At 40.3% G+C, this 20,133-nt stretch carries 24 protein-coding genes; 12 read left to right on the top strand and 12 right to left on the bottom strand.

Annotated features, from left to right (window positions below; translation table 11 throughout):
• Positions 1 to 242: 242 nt before the first annotated feature.
• Positions 243 to 2,165 carry an ABC-F family ATP-binding cassette domain-containing protein gene (locus KFQ09_RS06635; protein WP_008344379.1) on the bottom strand — a complete coding sequence of 641 codons (1,923 nt, stop codon included), beginning with the start codon at positions 2,163 to 2,165 and terminating at the stop codon, positions 243 to 245.
• A gap of 138 nt (positions 2,166 to 2,303) precedes the next feature.
• Between KFQ09_RS06635 and moaC the strand changes: the two genes are divergently transcribed.
• The 4 genes from moaC to tatC are packed head-to-tail and all read left to right on the top strand — an operon-like array spanning position 2,304 to position 4,441.
• On the top strand, positions 2,304 to 2,795 hold the full coding sequence (gene moaC / locus KFQ09_RS06630) for a cyclic pyranopterin monophosphate synthase MoaC (protein ID WP_035391505.1): 492 nt from the start codon (positions 2,304 to 2,306) through the stop codon (positions 2,793 to 2,795).
• Positions 2,796 to 2,810: 15 nt separating this feature from the next.
• Positions 2,811 to 3,464, top strand: coding sequence for a redox-sensing transcriptional repressor Rex (locus KFQ09_RS06625; protein WP_008355687.1), 654 nt, complete (start codon positions 2,811 to 2,813; stop codon positions 3,462 to 3,464).
• A gap of 26 nt (positions 3,465 to 3,490) precedes the next feature.
• Positions 3,491 to 3,670, top strand: coding sequence for a twin-arginine translocase TatA/TatE family subunit (locus tag KFQ09_RS06620; RefSeq protein WP_008344374.1), 180 nt, complete (start codon positions 3,491 to 3,493; stop codon positions 3,668 to 3,670).
• Positions 3,671 to 3,676: 6 nt separating this feature from the next.
• Positions 3,677 to 4,441 (top strand): twin-arginine translocase subunit TatC, encoded by a 765-nt coding sequence (gene tatC / locus KFQ09_RS06615; RefSeq protein ID WP_096881072.1) that lies wholly within the window; start codon positions 3,677 to 3,679, stop codon positions 4,439 to 4,441.
• 39 nt (positions 4,442 to 4,480) lie between these two features.
• On the opposite strand, the gene KFQ09_RS06610 is transcribed toward tatC, so the two are convergent.
• The 3 genes from KFQ09_RS06610 to KFQ09_RS06600 are packed head-to-tail and all read right to left on the bottom strand — an operon-like array spanning position 4,481 to position 6,090.
• Positions 4,481 to 5,107, bottom strand: a complete 627-nt coding sequence (locus KFQ09_RS06610; protein WP_035391502.1) for an NUDIX hydrolase — start codon at positions 5,105 to 5,107, stop codon at positions 4,481 to 4,483.
• Between the two features lie 57 nt (positions 5,108 to 5,164).
• Positions 5,165 to 5,359 carry a YdiK family protein gene (locus tag KFQ09_RS06605; protein WP_017366710.1) on the bottom strand — a complete coding sequence of 65 codons (195 nt, stop codon included), beginning with the start codon at positions 5,357 to 5,359 and terminating at the stop codon, positions 5,165 to 5,167.
• Positions 5,356 to 6,090 carry a CPBP family intramembrane glutamic endopeptidase gene (locus KFQ09_RS06600; RefSeq protein ID WP_060832115.1) on the bottom strand — a complete coding sequence of 245 codons (735 nt, stop codon included), beginning with the start codon at positions 6,088 to 6,090 and terminating at the stop codon, positions 5,356 to 5,358. The genes KFQ09_RS06605 and KFQ09_RS06600 overlap by 4 nt, the downstream gene beginning before the upstream one ends.
• Positions 6,091 to 6,319: 229 nt before the next feature.
• Between KFQ09_RS06600 and groES the strand changes: the two genes are divergently transcribed.
• The 4 genes from groES to KFQ09_RS06580 all read left to right on the top strand — a co-directional run bounded on the left by groES (position 6,320) and on the right by KFQ09_RS06580 (position 9,752).
• Complete coding sequence (groES, locus tag KFQ09_RS06595; RefSeq protein ID WP_003214120.1) at positions 6,320 to 6,604, top strand: co-chaperone GroES; 285 nt, start codon at positions 6,320 to 6,322, stop codon at positions 6,602 to 6,604.
• Positions 6,605 to 6,660: 56 nt separating this feature from the next.
• A complete protein-coding gene (groL, locus tag KFQ09_RS06590; RefSeq protein ID WP_007496015.1) occupies positions 6,661 to 8,295 on the top strand; it encodes a chaperonin GroEL in 1,635 nt (544 codons plus the stop codon).
• A gap of 371 nt (positions 8,296 to 8,666) precedes the next feature.
• Positions 8,667 to 9,119, top strand: a complete 453-nt coding sequence (locus KFQ09_RS06585) for a MarR family winged helix-turn-helix transcriptional regulator (protein WP_008344363.1) — start codon at positions 8,667 to 8,669, stop codon at positions 9,117 to 9,119.
• A 21-nt stretch (positions 9,120 to 9,140) separates the two neighbouring features.
• Positions 9,141 to 9,752 (top strand): FMN-binding negative transcriptional regulator, encoded by a 612-nt coding sequence (locus tag KFQ09_RS06580; RefSeq protein ID WP_255836135.1) that lies wholly within the window; start codon positions 9,141 to 9,143, stop codon positions 9,750 to 9,752.
• A gap of 35 nt (positions 9,753 to 9,787) precedes the next feature.
• On the opposite strand, the gene KFQ09_RS06575 is transcribed toward KFQ09_RS06580, so the two are convergent.
• Entirely contained in the window at positions 9,788 to 10,279 is a 492-nt protein-coding gene (locus KFQ09_RS06575; protein ID WP_255836134.1) for a M15 family metallopeptidase, read from the bottom strand.
• 34 nt (positions 10,280 to 10,313) lie between these two features.
• Complete coding sequence (locus tag KFQ09_RS06570) at positions 10,314 to 10,667, bottom strand: SH3 domain-containing protein (protein WP_255836133.1); 354 nt, start codon at positions 10,665 to 10,667, stop codon at positions 10,314 to 10,316.
• Between the two features lie 206 nt (positions 10,668 to 10,873).
• On the opposite strand from KFQ09_RS06570, the gene KFQ09_RS06565 reads away from it, so the two are divergent.
• Positions 10,874 to 11,299 carry a hypothetical protein gene (locus KFQ09_RS06565; RefSeq protein ID WP_017366716.1) on the top strand — a complete coding sequence of 142 codons (426 nt, stop codon included), beginning with the start codon at positions 10,874 to 10,876 and terminating at the stop codon, positions 11,297 to 11,299.
• A gap of 45 nt (positions 11,300 to 11,344) precedes the next feature.
• On the opposite strand, the gene KFQ09_RS06560 is transcribed toward KFQ09_RS06565, so the two are convergent.
• The 3 genes from KFQ09_RS06560 to KFQ09_RS06550 all read right to left on the bottom strand — a co-directional run bounded on the left by KFQ09_RS06560 (position 11,345) and on the right by KFQ09_RS06550 (position 13,100).
• Positions 11,345 to 11,695 (bottom strand): DUF4064 domain-containing protein, encoded by a 351-nt coding sequence (locus KFQ09_RS06560; RefSeq protein WP_017359851.1) that lies wholly within the window; start codon positions 11,693 to 11,695, stop codon positions 11,345 to 11,347.
• 138 nt (positions 11,696 to 11,833) lie between these two features.
• Positions 11,834 to 12,301, bottom strand: coding sequence for a hypothetical protein (locus tag KFQ09_RS06555; protein ID WP_017366718.1), 468 nt, complete (start codon positions 12,299 to 12,301; stop codon positions 11,834 to 11,836).
• A 124-nt stretch (positions 12,302 to 12,425) separates the two neighbouring features.
• On the bottom strand, positions 12,426 to 13,100 hold the full coding sequence (locus KFQ09_RS06550; RefSeq protein ID WP_060832118.1) for a hypothetical protein: 675 nt from the start codon (positions 13,098 to 13,100) through the stop codon (positions 12,426 to 12,428).
• Positions 13,101 to 13,310: 210 nt separating this feature from the next.
• On the opposite strand from KFQ09_RS06550, the gene KFQ09_RS06545 reads away from it, so the two are divergent.
• Positions 13,311 to 13,679 (top strand): RlpA-like double-psi beta-barrel domain-containing protein, encoded by a 369-nt coding sequence (locus tag KFQ09_RS06545; protein WP_008344356.1) that lies wholly within the window; start codon positions 13,311 to 13,313, stop codon positions 13,677 to 13,679.
• A 73-nt stretch (positions 13,680 to 13,752) separates the two neighbouring features.
• A complete protein-coding gene (locus KFQ09_RS06540) occupies positions 13,753 to 14,802 on the top strand; it encodes a hypothetical protein (RefSeq protein WP_052320937.1) in 1,050 nt (349 codons plus the stop codon).
• A gap of 215 nt (positions 14,803 to 15,017) precedes the next feature.
• On the opposite strand, the gene KFQ09_RS06535 is transcribed toward KFQ09_RS06540, so the two are convergent.
• The 3 genes from KFQ09_RS06535 to gabP form a co-directional block, all read right to left on the bottom strand.
• On the bottom strand, positions 15,018 to 15,392 hold the full coding sequence (locus tag KFQ09_RS06535) for a carboxymuconolactone decarboxylase family protein (RefSeq protein WP_007496965.1): 375 nt from the start codon (positions 15,390 to 15,392) through the stop codon (positions 15,018 to 15,020).
• Positions 15,393 to 15,659: 267 nt separating this feature from the next.
• Entirely contained in the window at positions 15,660 to 17,189 is a 1,530-nt protein-coding gene (locus KFQ09_RS06530) for a multicopper oxidase family protein (protein WP_017359847.1), read from the bottom strand.
• Positions 17,190 to 17,286: 97 nt separating this feature from the next.
• Positions 17,287 to 18,675 (bottom strand): GABA permease, encoded by a 1,389-nt coding sequence (gene gabP / locus KFQ09_RS06525; protein ID WP_017359846.1) that lies wholly within the window; start codon positions 18,673 to 18,675, stop codon positions 17,287 to 17,289.
• A 482-nt stretch (positions 18,676 to 19,157) separates the two neighbouring features.
• Between gabP and KFQ09_RS06520 the strand changes: the two genes are divergently transcribed.
• Entirely contained in the window at positions 19,158 to 20,057 is a 900-nt protein-coding gene (locus KFQ09_RS06520) for a cation diffusion facilitator family transporter (protein WP_052320938.1), read from the top strand.
• Positions 20,058 to 20,133 lie beyond the last annotated feature (76 nt).

Below are 20,133 nucleotides of genomic sequence, written 5' to 3'. Positions count from 1 at the left end.
TTCTCTTGAAATGAAAGCGATTTATTCACATGTAAACGTTATATATCCACAATTGTTAGAAAATTCGTTTTAAAATGAAGAGAATGTGTATAAATGTGATCTTTTATGTGGATATGTGATTAAAATACTGTGGATAAAGTGGATAACTTTAAAATATTTAAGAATAATCAAGATGTTATTGTGGGTATCATTGTGGATAAAGATTCTCACCTTAAAAAAAAGAGCACCCGTTAGGGCACTCTTTATGCATCTGATAGATCTTCCCATTCCGCAAAAAGTGATTCCATCTCTTGATTGAGCGCATCATTTTCTGTTTGAATGGCTTGTACTTTCTCGTGATCTTGGAAAATAGCAGGATCACATAGAAGCTCTTCGTTTTCACCGAGCTTGTCTTCGATGACAGCGATACGCTCTTCAATTTCTTCAATTCGGCGCTGCTTTTGTCTTTCTTTCTTTTTGAGTTCTTTCTCTTCTGCATAGGAAAGTTTTGCTGTTTCTACTGGTTTTTCTGCTTGTTTTTTATGCGTCTCCTGAGTTTGGAGTGCTTCAAGCTCTAATTGTTCGTTTTTCTTTTCAAGATAGTAGTCGTAGTCACCAAGGTATTCTTTTGTTTCATCTGGCGAAAGCTCAAGTACTTTTGTTGCCAAGCGATTGATAAAGTAACGGTCATGCGAAACAAACAAGATGGTGCCTGGATAATCAATCAGTGCATTCTCTAATATTTCCTTACTGTCTAAATCAAGATGGTTCGTCGGTTCATCGAGAATGAGGAAATTGGCTTTTTGGAGCATCAGCTTTGCCAGTGCAAGTCGTGCTTTTTCTCCACCACTTAAAGCATGTACAGGCTTTAAGACGTCATCACCTGAAAAAAGGAAGTTTCCTAAACAAGTCCGAATGTCTTTTTCAGTCATATGGGGATAATCATCCCAAAGTTCATTTAACACTTTTTTGGAGGATGTCAGCTTGGCTTGTTCCTGATCATAGTAGCCAATCGTCACATGAGAACCAAAGCTGATATCGCCTTTTACTGGTTTTAACGTATCCGTTAAGGTTTTTAAAAGAGTTGATTTCCCGATACCATTAGGACCGATGAGTGCCACGCTATCCTCCCGTTTAATATGAAAAGAGAGGGAGGAGAGGAGCGGCGTTTTTTCATCGTAACTAATATCGAGATCATGCACCTTCAGCACGTCATTTCCGCTTTGCCTCATAATATCGAAATGGAAGTTTGCGGATTTTTCATCTCCTAACGGCTTATCTAAACGATCCATCCGTTCCAGCTGTTTCCGCCTGCTTTGAGCACGCTTTGTGGTGGAGGCTCTTGCTAAGTTGCGATCCACGAAATCTTGAAGCTTCGAAATTTCTTCTTGTTGTTTTTCATACAGCTTCATATCACGCTCTAGCTGCTCAGCTTTTTGGTCAAGATACTTACTATAGTTCCCAGCGAACTTTTTCATCGCTGTTCTTGACACTTCATATACATGGTTCACGACCTTGTCTAAGAAGTACCGGTCATGGGAAACGATGAGAATGGCTCCTGTATAATTTTGCAAATACTGCTCAAGCCATGATAAGGTATCAATATCTAGATGGTTGGTTGGCTCATCCAAAATCAAGAGTTCTGGTTTCATCAATAATAGCTTTCCAAGCGCTAGACGGGTTTTCTGACCGCCGCTTAAGGATTGGACGGTTGTATGATCTTCAAAATGACTAAAGCCGAGTCCGTGTAAAATGGAGCGGACATCTGCTTCATATTGATAGCCGCCTTGATCTTTAAATGCTTGCTGCAGTCTGTCATAGGTTTTCATTAGAGAATCTAATTCTGTTCCTGTGGAAGAAGCCATTTTCTCTTCTATGGTTCTCATCTCTTGTTCCATTTCTTTTAAATGATCGAAAACGGATAGTAGTTCGTCTTTTAGCGTACGTGTAGACGTCACATCTGTATGCTGTGCTAGATATCCAATGGATAGGTCTTTCGGTTTGATGATCTCACCTTGTTCGTAAGACATTTGACCGGCAATGATTTTTAAAAGCGTGGATTTTCCTGCACCGTTACGACCGACAATGGCAATACGATCCCTCGCTTTGACTTCCAATTTTATATTCGTTAAAACGGTATCAGCGCCAAACGATTTGGACAGCTGATTCACTTGTAGAATCATCATGTAACTTCACCTCTGCTATAATATGTTAAGTGTAGCTTATCAGCAGTAAACCGGCAAATCTTACATACGGCTGCCATGGTCAAATGAAAGACAGATAGGAAAAAATAGTGTATGATTTGAGTGAGGGAGCGTTGAAAGATGAGTCAATTTAGCCACTTTAACGAACAAGGAAGAGCAAAGATGGTCGACATTAGTGACAAATCGTCTACAGTGAGAACTGCCGTTGCTGTTTCAAGCGTTCGTATGATAAAAGAAGTATTTCATCAAATACAAAAGCATGGTATTGGAAAAGGGGATGTACTATCTGTCGCACAGGTAGCTGGCATCATGGCAGCAAAGCAAACATCTACTATCATTCCAATGTGCCATCCGCTTGCATTAAAAGGTGTCGATATCTCCTTTGATTGGGAGGAAGACGGAAATGCGTACATTCTGAACATACAAGTACAGGTGAAAACAAAAGGAAGTACGGGTGTGGAGATGGAAGCGCTCACTTCTGCCTCAGTATGTGCACTGACCGTTTATGACATGTGCAAAGCAATAGACAAAGGGATGATCATCGGCCCGACCTATCTAGTAGAAAAAACAGGCGGGAAAAACGGTGATTTTCACAGAGCATCTGATATTTAAGTTGGAGGATCTTATATGAATATAGACCAGTCAAAAATTCCACAAGCGACAGCCAAACGTTTGCCGCTTTACTACCGTTTTTTAAAAAATCTGCATGCATCAGGAAAACAAAGGGTGTCATCGGCAGAGCTTAGTGATGCAGTCAAAGTGGATTCTGCCACCATTCGCCGAGATTTTTCTTACTTTGGTGCACTTGGGAAGAAAGGGTATGGCTATAACGTCGATTACCTCTTGACCTTCTTTAGAAAGACCCTTGACCAAGATGAAATGACGAATGTCATGCTCATCGGTGTCGGGAATTTAGGGACTGCTTTTTTACACTATAATTTCATTAAAAATAATAATACAAAAATTTCAATGGCTTTTGACGTCAATGAGAGTAAAATAGGAAGTGAGATAGGCGGCGTGCCTGTCTATGATTTGGATAAGCTTGAAGAGCATGTGCAAGAGGTAGGAGATATTCCTGTTGCGATTTTGACAGTGCCTGCCGTAGCAGCTCAATCCATTACAGATCGTTTGATTGCCCTTGGCATCAAAGGAATCCTTAACTTTACGCCGGCTCGATTGAATGTGCCGGAACACATTCGAATTCATCATATAGATTTGGCGGTTGAACTTCAGTCTCTTGTGTATTTCTTAAAGCATTATTCTGTTACACAGGAGGACTGACGAAAAGGGGTAAAGGGGTGGAGCAAATGGGTCCGATCGGTCCTGGAAGTTTGGTTCTGATTGCGGTTGTTGCGCTCATTATTTTTGGGCCGAAAAAGCTTCCTGAATTAGGAAGAGCAGCAGGAGATACATTACGTGAATTCAAAAATGCCACAAAAGGTTTAGCTGATGATCAGGAAGAAAAAAAGAAAAAAGAAGATCAGTAGAATAGGATGAGCTTCATGAATGTCAAAGATATGCCGCTTATGGAGCATATTGTGGAACTGCGAAAACGTTTAGTGATCATTGCGATGTTTTTTGTCACTTTTATGGTGGCAGGTTTTTTTCTCGCTAAGCCGGTCATTGTGTATTTACAAAATACCGATGAAGCGGCCACACTGACATTGAACGCATTTAAGCTCACAGATCCACTGTACGTGTTTATGCAGTTCGCTTTTGTCATTGCTCTTGTTTTGACGTGTCCCGTGATCTTATATCAGCTTTGGGCGTTTGTGAGTCCTGGCTTATATGAAAAAGAAAGAAAGGTGACACTTGCTTATATTCCGATTGCACTGCTTTTATTTCTGAGCGGTGTGGCTTTCTCTTATTTTATTTTGTTTCCATTTGTCGTCGATTTTATGATACGGATGTCAAATGATTTACATGTGGAGCAAGTGATTGGGATTCATGAGTATTTTACATTTCTGATGCAGTTAACACTTCCATTTGGCTTTTTGTTTCAGATGCCTGTCGTGTTGATGTTTCTCACTAGACTGGGTATCATTACACCGATGTTTTTATCAAAAATACGGAAGTATGCCTATTTTGTCCTCCTTGTCATTGCCGCACTGATTACACCGCCAGAGCTCGTTTCTCACCTCATGGTTACCTTGCCAATGCTCGTTTTGTATGAAGTGAGTATTGTCATTTCAAGAGTGACCTATCGCAAAATGCAGCAAACAGAGACAGAGGAGAAAGAAAATGATGTTGTCTCATAAAAAAGCATCGTGATCCAAATAGGGGTCACGATGCTTTTTCTATTGTGAAAGAAATTGATTGATTGCTTGAAAGAGATGCTCATAATAGGCAGATTCATGCGGGACAAAATCATGTACATGGACCTCTCTCTTTTCCTCACGTCGCTTGCCGTCTGCATCCACTTCAAAGCCCTCGATGTTCATTTTTTCGCATTCTCTATTTAAAAGCTGCTGTGCATCCATCAGCCTTGCTCTATAAAGTCCAGCAACTTCTTCTTTCTGTAGATGGACATCCATGTGCTCTTTTTGATCCATATAAAGATACACATGGCAAAACTCACGATCGGTAAACGATGGCATATGGATTTCATCTTTAATGACACCAGCAAAGGTAAGGTTCTCAAACGAGATGGAGAGACCAAGCTCTTCTTCGACTTCTCTGATGCCATCAGAAGGCTGTTCATCTGCGAGAAGGTGGCCTGCTGCTGTGATATCAAATAGAGAAGGGAAATCCTTTTTGGAGGGACTCCTCAGCTGAAAATAGAGAAACACTGTGTCATCTTCCTTTTTTAAAAGCCAGAAATGAAAGGTCTCATGCCAAAGGCCCTCAGCATGGATATCAGATCGAGCGGCTGTACCAATCGTTTCATGCTGATTGTTCATGATGTTCAGTTTTTCGTGTTCCATGAAAACATGACCTCCATAAAAAAACCATTTTCCAAACGACGGAAAATGGTTTCTGCTTTATTTTTGCTGTTGTTTTTTCATTTTGACAGAAAAAGCAAACATTTTTAACGCGATATTAATATTATAGGCCGCAAACACCATCAGCAAAATGCTGTAAAATGACCACATGTCACCTGGATTTTGAATGGCCATATAGGTGAACGCCACACCTACGGCAAAATAAATAATGCCCCATACGACAGGGTTTCTCATGAGAAAAAGCCTCCAATAATCATTTGCATTGTTTGAGATTGTTCTTCAATTATTTTTCTTACTGGCTCAATCTGCACAAGAATGACGAGCGAGTTCATCAGCATGTGTGCGCCGATTGGCACAATGATTCGTTTTGTTTTCGCATATAAAAAGGCAAAGGTAAAGCCCATTGCGGTATAGAGCAAGATATGTGGGAAATCATTGTGTACAGCAGCAAAAACCACTGAACTGACAAGTGCGCCAATGAAAAAATTCGTTTTTTCATAAACGACACCAAAAATGATTTTTCGAAAAATGATTTCTTCTAATATCGGTCCAATCAGAGCGATGACGATGACAAGCCATGGAACTGCATCCATAATGGCTAAAATGTTTTGAGTATTTTCGGATTCTCTGCTAATGCCAAATGCATATTGTTCAATCGCCCCCGCAATGGATTGTGCAAAGAGGGAAAGAAAGAAACCGCCAATGATCCAAGCGATTGCCACGCCGACTGATGCCGGTGCTTCATTTCGAAGTGAAGCTTTTGGTACAGTCCGAAGGATGAGCAGAATAATGATTAGTCCAATACAGAAGCTGATGATTGTCCATGTTCCTGACAATTTGGAGAGCTCTGCTTGTGTCATCGGTGTCTGAATGTAACCTAACCACTTCATGATGAACACATACGGAAACGCAGAAACCTGCACCAATATATACGTTAAGATGATGTACCAATATTGTTTTTTCAAGTAACGAAAACCCCTTTACTAAAAGAACTAGATTTATTGTAACACAAGTCTTCTTTTTCGTTGAAAAGGAAAGAATCGGTGATAAAAAAAGATCATGAAAGCGTAAAAATTTTTAAAGGTTTTTACTTGAAATTACAGAAGACATTCTTTATTATAATAAATGTGTTAGCACTCGCTAGTGATGAGTGCTAAAAAAGACTACATATAAAAATTGAGGAGGTTGTTTCTTATGTTAAAGCCATTAGGCGATCGCGTAATCATTGAACTCGTTGAATCTGAGGAAAAAACCGCTAGCGGTATTGTCTTACCGGATTCTGCAAAAGAAAAACCGCAAGAAGGTAAAATTGTTGCAGCAGGTTCAGGTCGTGTACTTGAAAGTGGTGAGCGCGTTGCGTTAGAAGTAAACACAGGCGACCGCATTATCTTCTCAAAATATGCAGGTACTGAAGTGAAATATGAAGGAAAAGAATATTTAATCCTTCGTGAAAGCGACATTTTAGCTGTTATTGGTTAATCACATAAACAAAGATTGAGATATATTTCTAAAAAGACTGAGGAGGTTTCGTTATTATGGCAAAAGATATTAAGTTCAGTGAAGAAGCACGTCGTGCAATGTTACGTGGTGTAGATGCACTTGCAGATGCTGTAAAAGTAACTTTAGGACCTAAAGGACGTAACGTGGTTCTTGAGAAAAAATTCGGTTCTCCACTTATCACAAATGATGGTGTAACGATTGCAAAAGAAATCGAATTAGAAGATGCATTTGAAAACATGGGTGCAAAACTTGTGGCTGAAGTTGCAAGCAAAACAAACGATGTAGCTGGTGACGGTACTACGACTGCAACGGTTCTAGCTCAAGCGATGATCCGTGAAGGTCTTAAAAACGTAACAGCTGGTGCAAACCCTGTTGGCGTTCGTAAAGGAATCGAAGAAGCAGTGAAAGTAGCACTTGAAGGCTTGCATGAGATTTCTAAACCAATCGAAGGTAAAGAATCAATTGCTCAAGTTGCGTCTATTTCTGCAGCAGATGAAGAAGTCGGTAGCCTAATTGCTGAAGCGATGGAGCGTGTAGGAAACGACGGCGTCATCACAATTGAAGAATCTAAAGGTTTCACAACTGAGCTTGAAGTGGTTGAAGGAATGCAGTTTGACCGTGGATATGCTTCACCATACATGGTCACTGATTCTGATAAGATGGAAGCGGTTCTTGAAAATCCTTACATCTTAATCACTGATAAAAAGATCACAAACATTCAAGAAATCCTTCCTGTACTTGAGCAAGTCGTACAACAAGGAAAACCATTATTGATCATTGCTGAAGATGTAGAAGGCGAAGCACTTGCAACACTTGTTGTGAACAAACTTCGTGGAACATTCAACGCAGTGGCAGTAAAAGCACCTGGATTCGGTGACCGTCGTAAAGCAATGCTTGAAGACATCTCTGTTCTAACTGGCGGAGAATTAATCACAGAAGACCTAGGACTTGACCTGAAATCAACTGAAATTGGTCAGCTTGGCCGTGCGTCTAAAGTGGTTGTCACAAAAGAGAACACAACGATCGTAGAAGGCTCAGGAGATTCTGCTCAAATCGCAGCACGCGTGAACCAAATCCGTGCTCAAGTAGAAGAAACCACTTCTGAATTCGATAAAGAAAAATTACAAGAACGCCTTGCAAAACTAGCTGGCGGCGTTGCTGTCATCAAAGTTGGTGCTGCAACTGAAACAGAATTAAAAGAACGTAAACTACGCATCGAGGATGCACTGAACTCAACTCGTGCAGCAGTTGAAGAAGGTATCGTATCCGGTGGTGGTACAGCACTTGTGAATGTATACAACAAAGTCGCTTCCATCGAAGCTGATGGTGACGTTCAAACAGGTGTGAACATCGTTCTACGTTCTCTTGAAGAGCCAATTCGTCAAATCGCTCACAACGCAGGTCTTGAAGGATCAGTCATCGTTGAGCGCTTGAAAAACGAAGAAATTGGCGTAGGCTTCAACGCAGCAACAAACGAATGGGTAAACATGATCGAAAAAGGAATCGTTGACCCAACAAAAGTAACTCGCTCTGCACTTCAAAACGCAGCTTCTGTAGCAGCTATGCTTCTTACAACTGAAGCAGTCGTAGCTGACAAACCAGAAGAAGGCGGCTCAGGCGGCGGAATGCCGGATATGGGCGGTATGGGCGGCATGGGTGGAATGATGTAAACACCCTCGAAAACCCCTTGAAATATAGGGGTTTTTGTTTTGTCTATTTTTTGGTTAAGAGCGTTAAATGAATTGAAACTTTCACCGCTTTACATCCGTTAACTAAAGAGACAGTGATTTTTTTGGTTTTATCTAACATAAAGAGATGATTTTCAAAAGAAAAGCGGTGATCATATGGGCTTTACGACTTGGGTGGCGATTATAGTTGCACTGGCTGTCGTATTTGGATTGTTTGGATCGAAGAGGCGTGATAAATAAGAGGTTGAACCCACTTCCAGAGAGGAAGTGGGCTTTTTATTGCATATACAATATTCATGAGCTATACTAATTTTTAAAATTTATGTAAATACAATAAAAAAGAGGCGTGATAAATGAGAGAAATTTTGCGGGAGATTGGCGTGATTGCTCGGGCGCTTGATTCCATTAGTAATATTGAATTTAAAGAGTATGATTTAACGAAGGGGCAGTATTTGTATCTTGTGCGTATTTGTGAGGAGCCTGGCATCATTCAGGAAAAACTAGCGGAGATGATCAAGGTAGACCGAACAACGGCGGCCCGGGCTATTCAAAAATTAGAGCTGCATGGTTTTATTGAGAAAAAGGATGACACAGTGAATAGGAAAATCAAGAAGCTGTTTCCAACTGAGAAAGGAAAAGCCGTCTATCCAATGATCAAACGAGAACATGATCATTCAAATCGGGTAGCGCTGGATGGATTTTCTGAAGAGGAAGCGGAACAGATTTATGAGTATCTTCTAAGGGTGCGAAAGAATATCGAAAAAGATTGGGAAGATGTGAAAAAAGGCAAAAAGAGAAGCTACTAATTAAATAAGGGGGAAGGGAACATGCATGTACCATCATTTTTTCAAGTGAAAGATATGGAGAAAATCAAATCATTTATTCAATCACATTCATTTGCTACAGTTGTGACGACAACGAATGAAAAGCCCATTGCGACCCATATTCCAGTGAGTTTTCATCAAATTGGCGATTCGTATGTGATCTCAGGGCATATGGCGATTGGAAATCCTCAGTGGAAAACGTTTGAAGAGAACGAGAAGGTGCTCGTCATTTTTCAAGGGCCGCATGCTTACATATCCTCTTCATGGTATGAGAAAGAAGCCGTACCGACGTGGAATTATCAAGCTGTACATGTATATGGAAAGGCTGCACTGCTCGAAAAATCAGAACTGGTCAAGGAATTAACAGCGATGCTGGAGACATATGAAAGTCATAGAGATCAGCCAGTGTTATGGGATACGTTATCTGAGGAACTGTTAGAGAAACAAATGAAAGGGATTGTGGGCTTCAAAATCATCATTAATGAAGTTCAAGCTGCTTTTAAGTTAAGCCAAAATCGCCATGAAAGAGATTATGCTCGCATTATTGAACAGCTGGAAGCAGAGGGTGAAGTGGAAATGGTGGCTGCGATGAAAAGGAGAGAAGAGAATATATGAAAAGAGCACTCTGAAGAAAAAGAGTGCTTTTGTTGTTATCCTTTTATGTTCAAATATTCTTCAAGGGTTTTGCCGCTCTTTTTCACTTTTTTCGCATTTTTTGATCCGAGGTATCTGAGGTGCCATGGTTCATATTGATAGCCTGTCACTTTTTCTTTACCTTTCGGATAGCGGATGATAAAGCCAAATTCATGGGCGTGTTTGGCCAGCCATTTCGCTTCTTTCGTATTGGCAAAAGAATCTTCAGCCCAATGTTTTGAATTGGCACCGCCGATATCAAAAGCAAGGCCGGTTTGATGTTCGGAATAGCCTGGTCTTGCGCTAAATCGATCTGCTTGTTTTTTGCCATGAGAGGCGACGTAATTGTTGTACAAGACACGCTGACGGTCGTATGAACGGAAGGTGCTAAAAGCGGTGAGTCGGATGTTTGCTTTTTTTGCTTTCGCGATCATAGCGTTTACTGCTTTTCTCGCTTGTTTGTTTTCTCCGGAATTGTATGAAGACGGGAGTCTATGTTTCTTATTCACAACCAATATCCCTTTTACATACGTACCTGGCGTTTTAGTGGAAGGAGCAGCATATGAAGCTGGTGAGCTTTTTGCCTGCTTTTTTGATATATTGAGAGCTGACGTAACCCGTTTTTCCTTTATACTTTGTTTGAATCCATGAACCATTCTTTTTAAGATAAGGAATCCTTTTCCCTTTTGGAATGGTCAATATCACTGAATATTTTGTTCCAGGTCCCTTGCGAAGATGAACATTCGCTGTTGTCACGTATTTCGGTGCGGCTGCTTTTGCGACTGGTGTCACATGAGTCATGTGTAAAAAGGGCAGCTGGACAGGAAAGATTCCAAGCCCAAGTACGAGAACCACACTGACAATAATTCCTTTGATCCACGGGTGTTTCATCTTCATTTCTCTCATCCCTTTCAATCTACTAACATACATATATTGAGATAGATTGAAATAAAGTGCAATGGTTTTTTTATGCCAATTGAGATTGAATCAAATCATTAGGTTCTTTTTTTTGTTTAAAATTACATAAAAAAATCCACTATTTCCATAAAAAATCAGATGAATTCCTTATAATAAAAGTATCTGAGAACGGGGAGTGAGTCGAGATGGACCAAAACGTGCTGCAAATGGATCAAGATAGATCAGAGAATGAATTCGCGGTTCTTAATATATCTTCTAAAGAGATTGGTGCTCTATCAAAGGGAGCAGCGGAGCAGATTTTACAAACGGGAGATACGGACCGTATTCATCAGCTGATGTACGTTCCGATTGAAAAGAAAGAAGATTTGAATTGGCTGATCCAATGTGTTGGGGAGGCGCTAAAGAATGAAGTTGGTGATGACGTTGCACTAGAAGTAGCTGATTTGCTCTATTTCTTTGTCATTCCGTATTATGGGAAGTATATGTTGAAAGATCGTCATTTGTATGAGTATATCGATCATTTGCTGGTACGATTAGCATCTAGAGCTCACTCGGATATTGACACGCTGATTGATATCATAAGAGAAGATTTAAATGAAAATATACAATAAAATAAGCTTGTAGAGCGACCCTCTACAAGCTTTTATATATCCACGTTATTCAGCAGGAACTGTTTTGACAGGCTCTTTTCTAAACACACCCATGCATCCTGCGATGAGGATTAATACAGCTGGAAGGATAAAGAACACAAAAATAGAAATAATACCGCCTACAGCAGAAACTAATAATAAAATCCCGCCAAGCTTTGCTTTTTTCTTCACGATAACAGATGCCACAATCGCAAGAATAGAGAAAAGCATCGCTGACCAGCCTAATCCCGTGAATTGACTCGTACCTGATTCATTAAATGCGGCATCTAGTCCTCCAAAAGCAAGTGCAAACATTGCACCGAAAAATCCAAAAATACCTCCAATTAAGCCTAAAACAAATTCTGTTGTTCTTTTCATGATACTTTCCTCCGATATGTAAATAAGAATTATTGGTACTTATGAACCAACACAATCTTACTCATCGGCATTCTTTTCACAATGTTAATAGTTTTGTTAAAAAAAACAAGAAAATCCATAAAGGATTTTCTTGTCCAATTACTGGGCTCTCTCCCAGGTAATCTTTGTTTCATTTGTTGTTTTCTTTCCTTTTGCCAGTACTTTTCCGTTTTCCTGTTTCACGGTAATGTTTAGGTCATAAAAGGAGTAGAGGGCGCCGAGGCTGTCATTTTCCGGTTTATGCAGGTTGTTTTCCTTTTCAGTGGATGCACCAATAGCTAGTGTTTTGGCAAAGTTCAAACCAATGACTTCAGCGTAATCACTATTGGTCTCAGATGAAGCCGTCACGTTTAAGGAAATGACTTTTTTCTTTTGATCAACGGTGATCGCTGTGTCTTTTACGAGCTTAGACTGCTCCATGACCTCTTTCGTTTCATTTTGAATGCGTTCATTAATCGTTGGAAGTGCCGTAGATTCTGTTTTTTCTTCTTTTGCCGTATTTGAGCAAGCTGCTAGGATAGAGAAGGTTGCAACAAGACTCATGAAAACAAGTAGACTTTTTCTCACGTTCTTTCTCCTTTGTTCTTCAAAGTATGTATGCTTATGTTACCACGAATTGATGTTTTGATTAAAAGAGAAGTGTTGATAAGCTGTGAACAATCAAAAGCACCCAAAGTTGGGTGCTCATGTTTTATTGTGCTGAAAGGGTTGTACTAAGTGGGATAGACGAAATGACCGTGAATTTTGGAGCCGGAGCACCAGATTCTAGATTTTTGCGTAAAAGAGATGATTTGACGGTGCCGTCCCATTTTTTATAGACACTTCCAGATGTATTTGCACGGAGCTGTACATTAGAGAAACTTGCTTGCGAGTAGCTGTTTGTTCCATTATCCTGTACGCCATGTACCATTTTGACAACATCAAGGTTTTTCAGACGGCTAGGGTTGAAAACAGGCTGTTTATAACGCAGTTTCCCGTTGACGTATAGTGACACTGTGCCATCACCATTGTTGATGAGCTTTAAGTTGACACGTGCACCATCTTTAATACTTGAATCGTATTCACTGTTCCAATATTGACTGCCGCCTTGGGAGCCGGTGCCCAGGAAGACCTTATAGCCAGAAGCTGTTTTTGAAATCCCGCTTTCAACAACGGCAGAACCGAGACCAAGATACCAGTCGGCATAGCCATTTTTAATGGTGGCTGTTTTTGGCAGCACAATATCAGCCGTGATACCTGACCATTTGGCTTCATCCGTTTGTGTCACGATGGCGCCGTGACGAGGACCAGCCGCAGAGGCAGGAATACTTGAAAGCATCAATACGAAGGTCAAACTTACACTCAAAACGATGAACCACTTTTTCATGAAAATTCCTCCTTATATTTGATTCATTTCTATTATATAAAACGAAAGGGAGGGATCTACTGACAATGTTCTGGCTGTTTTTGGTGAAATTTATGAACAAAATCGGTCATTAAGTGGTCAACTTGTATTCGAATTGTAATGTGACTGTAAAATAACTGGGTGCATCTTCATGTATAATAGGGTCAGAAACCAAATACGGAGGATTTTTTAATGAATAAAAAGCTTATCGCGACAATCGTAACAGTAGCTAGTTTATTTTTAGCGTTTAGTTTCTCACATGGAGCAAGTGCAAAAAAAGTAAGCGGCAATATTACTTGGTATAATGGTGTCGGTAAAAAAGGCGCAGATGGAAAAAAACTCGGTCATTGGGATGCAGCAACAAAAATGGGATTTGACGTACCGAAAAAAGGTACAAAACTAAGAGTGACAACAAAAGCGAAACCACATAAAGTGATTACAGTATATAAATATGATGTAGGTAGAATGCCAAACGCAGTATTAGACGTAAGTCCGAAAGCATTCAAAGCACTTGGGTATTCAACAAGTAAAGGTGTCGTCAAAGGGCATTACACTTATTAATACATAGGCATGCAAAGAAGCGGGAAAAGTTCATTTTCTGGCTTCTTTTCTTGTGGAGAGGGTCTGAAAGTCAATGAAAAAATCAACATGGTGGATCATCACAGTGATTGGAGTCGCAGTGATTGCGGCCGTTATTTTCTTCATGATGAAGCCTGGGCAAGAGGCGAAACAGGAAGGAAATGTGAAAACAAATCAAGATGCAAAAGACGAATTGCTTGTTTCTTTTACGGATCAAAAGTTAAACAATACTTATTACTTGCATGACAAGGCGCTTCATACAGAGAAACTGACAGCATATCCTTCAATTGCTTATGATCAGGCGAAACAGCTTTTATACTACACGTATACAAATGAAGACACACAAAAAGTAAGTATACGGGAATTGAATGTGAAAACGGATAAAGAAAAAACGCTCTTTACGAGTGACGATTCAATCGACAGTATGAGACTTTCTGGTGACGGAAAACAGTTATATCTAAGGTATAACAAGGATTCAGGTGAGCAATTTTATGTAGCGTCTTTTGATTTGAAAACACAGAAAGTGAAAGTGTTATATCCAGAAAAAAGTGATGATGATACGGTGAGTTCTTTTGCTTATGATCCAGCATCAAATCTGTTGGCCATTCAGCATTATTCGTTAAAAGAGGATTATAAAAAGACGGATGAGGCAAATGAAAAAGGAATGGATCCTGAACCAACGACCATGAAAATTACCCTTCAAACAGGTGAGAAGGGTAAGCGAATTGCACGTATTTCTCAAACCATCAATGATATTTCTTTTTCGCCAGATCATAAAAAACTCATTTATACAGAAGTGAAGGTTCGAAATGAAAAAGAAGTATCATCTATTAAGGTGATGGATGTAGATACAGGAAAAACGAAGACACTCGTTAAAAACAGCCAAGATGTGCGTATTTTAAGTGCTGCCCAGCCGCAATTTTCTGCGGATGGTACATCTGTTTATTTCTTAGGTGTTGCAAAGAACGCAAAGGAATTAAAGGATGACACAGGACGAAAGGCGAAGGTCAGAACCATTTTTGAATATGATATTAAGAAGAAAACAGTAGAAACCGCTTGGGAGAAAGAAGGCGGGATTGTTAACAATTTCACTGTCAATCGGTAAAAGGAGCGCGTTCAGTTATTTCATATAACTGGACGTTTTTTTATTTTGTCATGGGATGTGTCGGTGAAAAATGCGGATTTGTGAAATGAACATCACTTTTTAAGCAAGGAAATGAGCGATATTTTGATATTTTGCTACTGTGACAGAATCAGCGTAAGAGAGTAAAGTAAGTGGAAATAAAAAAAACGAGAGGACAGAAGACTTCTCGTTTTCTCTTATTTATTGTTTTCATCTAGTAAGTTTTGAAAAATAAACAAGGCATTAATGGAATGAGGGAATCCTGCAACCTTTGTACAGTGCTTAATGATCTCCATAATCTCTATAACAGAGAGCCCGATATGTAATGCTTGTACAAAATGAGCTTTTAACTCTTCATCACAATCACCTTTTGCAATGAGAGCCGATAATGTGCTGATGGCCTTCTGTTTTTCATCTAATATGAAGTGATTGAATTCTTTTTGTTCACCGAGTTCAATTGTTAGTTGTTCAATGTTTGATCGAATGCTCTCGTTTTCATGAATTGAAAGCTTCTCCCTGTTACCTGCCACTGTTTCTTGCTTGACCTGGCAAGTCTCTTTTTCTTCATTCAAATTGAACTCCTCCGTTTTTTATGACGATTTTCTATTTGTTCGTGCTTGGTTTCTTAAGTGCCTTTTGATAGAGGTAATGGGTATATAGTAGTATTATCGGTTTACTTCGTCAACTTTTTAAGTGTGGAATGTTCAAAAAAATGCCATTCATGCGATACATTGTTCGTTTTTTCTCATGGAGATTGAAAAGAAAATAGAGGGCTAATATATAAAAGCTGTTAGCCCTTTTCATATTACGCAATTAAGAGAGAGGAGGTTTCATATTTACTAAATGATATCCATCGGCCGCATCATGTCATAATCCTCGTGTTCTAAAATGTGACAATGCCACACATATCGTCCGCTATATGGGACAAACCGAGCGATGATGCGAATGACTTCACCGGCATGCGCCTGAATCGTATCTTTGTAGCCTTGTTCATGCAAAGGAGGCGCTTCATTTGGTCCTGTGTACACGATTTCACCTGTCGATTGATAGATGTCTGTATCGAATGGTCTTCTATCAATCACTCGAAATTGAACAAGATGTAAATGAATAGGGTGTGTACCTCTTGTTGGATTGACGATGTTCCACACCTCTACACTGCCAAGTCGAGGATTTTCTGTGACAGGATCATTCCAAAACTGGTTATCTAGTAATAAAATCGGGCGCCCATATTTATCTTGTGTGCCAGTAAGGGTCAGCGTTCGCTCGTTATCAGCTCGGCTCGGCCGGAGCGGTGGCAGTGGTTTGAAGATCGGACGTAATGTTTTAGCTGCTCTTCCTTTGAGCGGACGAGTGACTTTAAATTGCATAATGTTCGCATCTGTTTCTGGATTGACATCCTGACCGCAGCCTGCCGTATTTTTTAAAACAATCGTTTTGTTTTCGTAAGCTGAGAAGTCGATGATGACATCAAAACGTTCAGCAGGTGCAATGCTAAAAGATTGGTGATGAACAGGTCTTGGCAAAAAGCCGCCATCAGATCCAATTTGTAAGATTGTGGCGTCGTTATCTAGATGAAGCTCGTAAGTTCTTGTATTGGACGCGTTTAAGATACGAAAACGATATTTTCGCGGCTCTACTTCTAAATACGGCCATACTTTTCCATTGACTAAAATCGTTTCCCCGCAAAAAAATGGCACGATAGAGGGATCTGGAAGGTCACTATCTTCTGGTGTGTTATTTGGTCTACTTGGGTAAAACAGTGCGCCATCCTCCTGAAACGTCCGGTCCATGATCATTAAAGGGATATCATATTCATCTTTTGGTAATTCGAGCGATTTTTCAAATGCATCTGAGATCAAATAAAAGCCAGCTAATCCGGCGTATACATTTAATCGTGTTAATGCCATGGCATGATCGTGATACCACAATGTGCATGCTTGCTGGTGATTAGGGTATTCGTAAACCTCTCGTTCAAAGAAGGGGCCGGTCGCTTCAAAGTCTCGCGAAAACCAAGCCTCTGGATAACCGTCACTGCTTGCAGGTGTCACGCCCCCATGCAGGTGAACGACTGTTTTGACTTCGGGTTCATCATGGTGTCCAGCGTGAATGGTATGATCGACAGGCAGGAAGTGTTTCAGCGGCAATTTGTTCATCCATTTCACTTTGACCTTTTCATTTCGATTCGCTTTAATGGTTGGACCCGGCAAACTGCCATTATAGGTCCATAGCTTGGTTGGGGGCAGATCTCTATGAACTTTTAGGAACACCTCCTCCATAGCGATTTCATAATACGTTTGTCTTGGGTTTTTTTTGACGGGCTCTGCGACTTCTGGAATTGGCAGCTCGTCAACAAACTTTTCTAGGTTCATGTTGACTAATCCTCACTTAAAATCAATTTGATACATTATAAGTGCGGACATTCAAATAGGTGAATAAAATAAAAAAAACCGCTTTTCAGCGGGAGAATTAAGGGTGTTTATTTTCAAGCGCTGCACTTGCAGGCACTTTTTTGTTTGGTTTAAAGATGAAGTAGGCGGCTAGTACACTGATGGTAATGATGCTTGTCAGTATGAGCTGAGGTCTCATCGATTCGATAAACAGCATAGAGGCCAAGATGGCGCAGATGACCAAAATGGTAAAGTACGTAAGGTATGGGAACAGCCACATTTTGATTTTGAGTTGTTCTGGATTTTCTTTTTCAATTTTACGACGCATTCTTAATTGTGAGACGGCAATGACCAAGTAGACAAGAAGTGCAATGGCACCAGAGGCATTGACTAGAAATAGAAAGATGGTTTCAGGGTAAAAGTAGTTCATCATGACGGCAATATAGGAAAAGAAGGTTCCTGCGACTGTCGCTGCTACAGGGACACCGCGTTTGCTGATTTTCATAAAACGTTTTGGTGCTTCGCCTCTTTCTGCTAATGAATAAAGCATTCTGGACGTTGTGTATAGGCCGGAGTTTAAACAAGAAAGAACGGCTGTTAAAACAATGACGTTCATGACTTGAGCGGCTGATGGGACACCGATGTATTCTAATACTGCAACGAACGGACTTGTTAAAATATTCGCTGAATTCCATGGGAGTAACGTGACAACGACAGCGATCGACCCGACGTAGAACACAATAATACGCCATACAACTGAACGGGTAGCTGTTGTCACAGATTTGACAGGGTCTGCTGATTCACCTGCGGCAATTGCCACAATCTCGGTTCCCATGAATGAAAAGATGACTACGACAATCCCGAGGAGCACAGAGCCGAATCCGTTTGGAAGGAAACCGCCATTCCCCGTTAAATTAGCAAGACCTGCAGTATGATGACCGCCAAAACCAAAGATAAATGCAAAACCAATGAGTAGGAATAGAATAATGCTGACGACTTTAATCAATGAAAACCAATATTCAAATTCGCCAAAAGATTTAACAGAAAAGATATTTGTCAAAGTTAAGAGGATTGTGAGGATAAGACTTGTGAGCCAAACAGGTGCATCTCCATACCAATATTGAATAATGGCAGCACCAGCAATGGCTTCGATGGCGATGACGATGACCCAGAAAAACCAGTAAAGCCAGCCGATTGTAAACCCGGCCCACGGGCCGATGGCGTCGCTCGCATATTGTGAGAAAGAGCCGCTTGTCGGATAGGCACATGCCATTTCTCCAAGCATTCTCATAATAAAGATGACCAGAAGTCCGGCAAATGAATAGGAAAGAATCGATCCAGGCCCTGCAGAATGAATGACAGCACCACTACCAACAAATAGCCCTGCCCCAATGACCCCGGCAATGGAGATCATTGAAATATGTCTTGTCTTAAGGTTTTTTTGAAGACCGTTTGTCATGTTGGACATTTCTTTACCTCCAAACATTTCTCTTTTATTCGAGAGTTTGTTTTTAGAATATTTTAAATTTTATCATACTGAATTGTCATTCAGCATTGGACAGGTTATCAAACTGACATTTCAAACCTCTTAACATGATGTTAAAAAGTATAAAGGATTTGAGAGATTATGTTCCCTCATTTTCCTCTGCCCATTCTTAAAAATAGCATAAGAAGGAAGAAAGAAAAGTTGTGTTTTAAAATAAAACTATTCTGACAATTGTATAATAGAGTAATTTTGTTCTTTTTCATTTTTCAGGGTGGTTTTGAAAAACATTGATGGGAGTAGGTCTTGAGGTCAATTGACCTTATAAAAATAAGTTTGCTTAGGTCAACACATTTCTATGTATCCTATTTTGCTGATTCAAGCGAATCATGTTGCTGTAGACCCACACGGGCTTGGCTTTGTAAGATAAATATAGAAAAGTAATGTGTGAGGAGGCGCTGTTCGGTATGGAGCGCTACAACGAATTAAGACAAGGTGAAACAGGTGCTTGGGTCAGCATTATAGCCTATGTGATCTTATCTGCTGTCAAACTGATCATTGGGTATGTGTTTCATTCAGAAGCCCTTTCCGCAGATGGCTTGAATAATACGACAGATATCATTGCTTCGCTTGCCGTATTAATTGGGTTGCGTATTTCACAGAAGCCACCTGATGAGGATCATCCATACGGTCATTTTAGAGCTGAAAATATTGCGTCACTTGTGGCTTCCTTTATTATGATGCTTGTCGGGCTTCAGGTTTTGCTGAGTGCAGGCCAGTCGCTTTTCTCATCAGAGCATCAAACGCCTGATATGATTTCAGCTTGGACGGCAGCAGGAAGTGCGGTTGTGATGTATGGCGTGTATATGTATAACCGTAAACTGTCTAAACGAATTAATAGCCAGGCGCTATATGCGGCAGCGGCTGATAATAAATCAGATGCTTATGTGAGTATCGGGACGTTTGTCGGAATTATCGCCTCTCAATTTCAGCTGGCGTGGGTTGATACGCTTGCTGCGTTTGTGATTGGCTTAATTATCTGTAAAACGGCGTGGGAGATTTTCAGAGATGCGTCTCATTCGTTAACGGACGGTTTTCATATAAAAGATATGTCTAAATATAAAGAGACGATTGAAGCGACACCAGGAGTGGGCGATTTGAAAGACATTAAAGCTCGTTATCTTGGAAGCACCGTCCATGTGGATGTGGTCGTTGAAGTAGAACCGCATTTAAACATCGCAGAAAGCCATGATATTGCAGATGAAATTGAACGCAGAATGAAGCAGGAACATGATATTTTACACTCTCATGTTCATATGGAACCAGCAAGTGAGCCTAAAGAGGAGCAGAAGTCTTTTCCATCGTGAGAAGGCTTCTTTTTTCTACGTGTTGATGTTTCATGCAAATGCGTGTTGTATGGTAAAGTTAGACTATATGAAAATT

Source organism: Bacillus sp. FS02 (assembly GCF_024398395.1).
In the GTDB taxonomy this organism is placed as follows: domain Bacteria; phylum Bacillota; class Bacilli; order Bacillales; family Bacillaceae; genus Bacillus; species Bacillus altitudinis.
The sequence above is the reverse complement of the archived record's forward strand: the minus strand, read 5'-3'. Positions and strand labels throughout refer to the sequence as shown.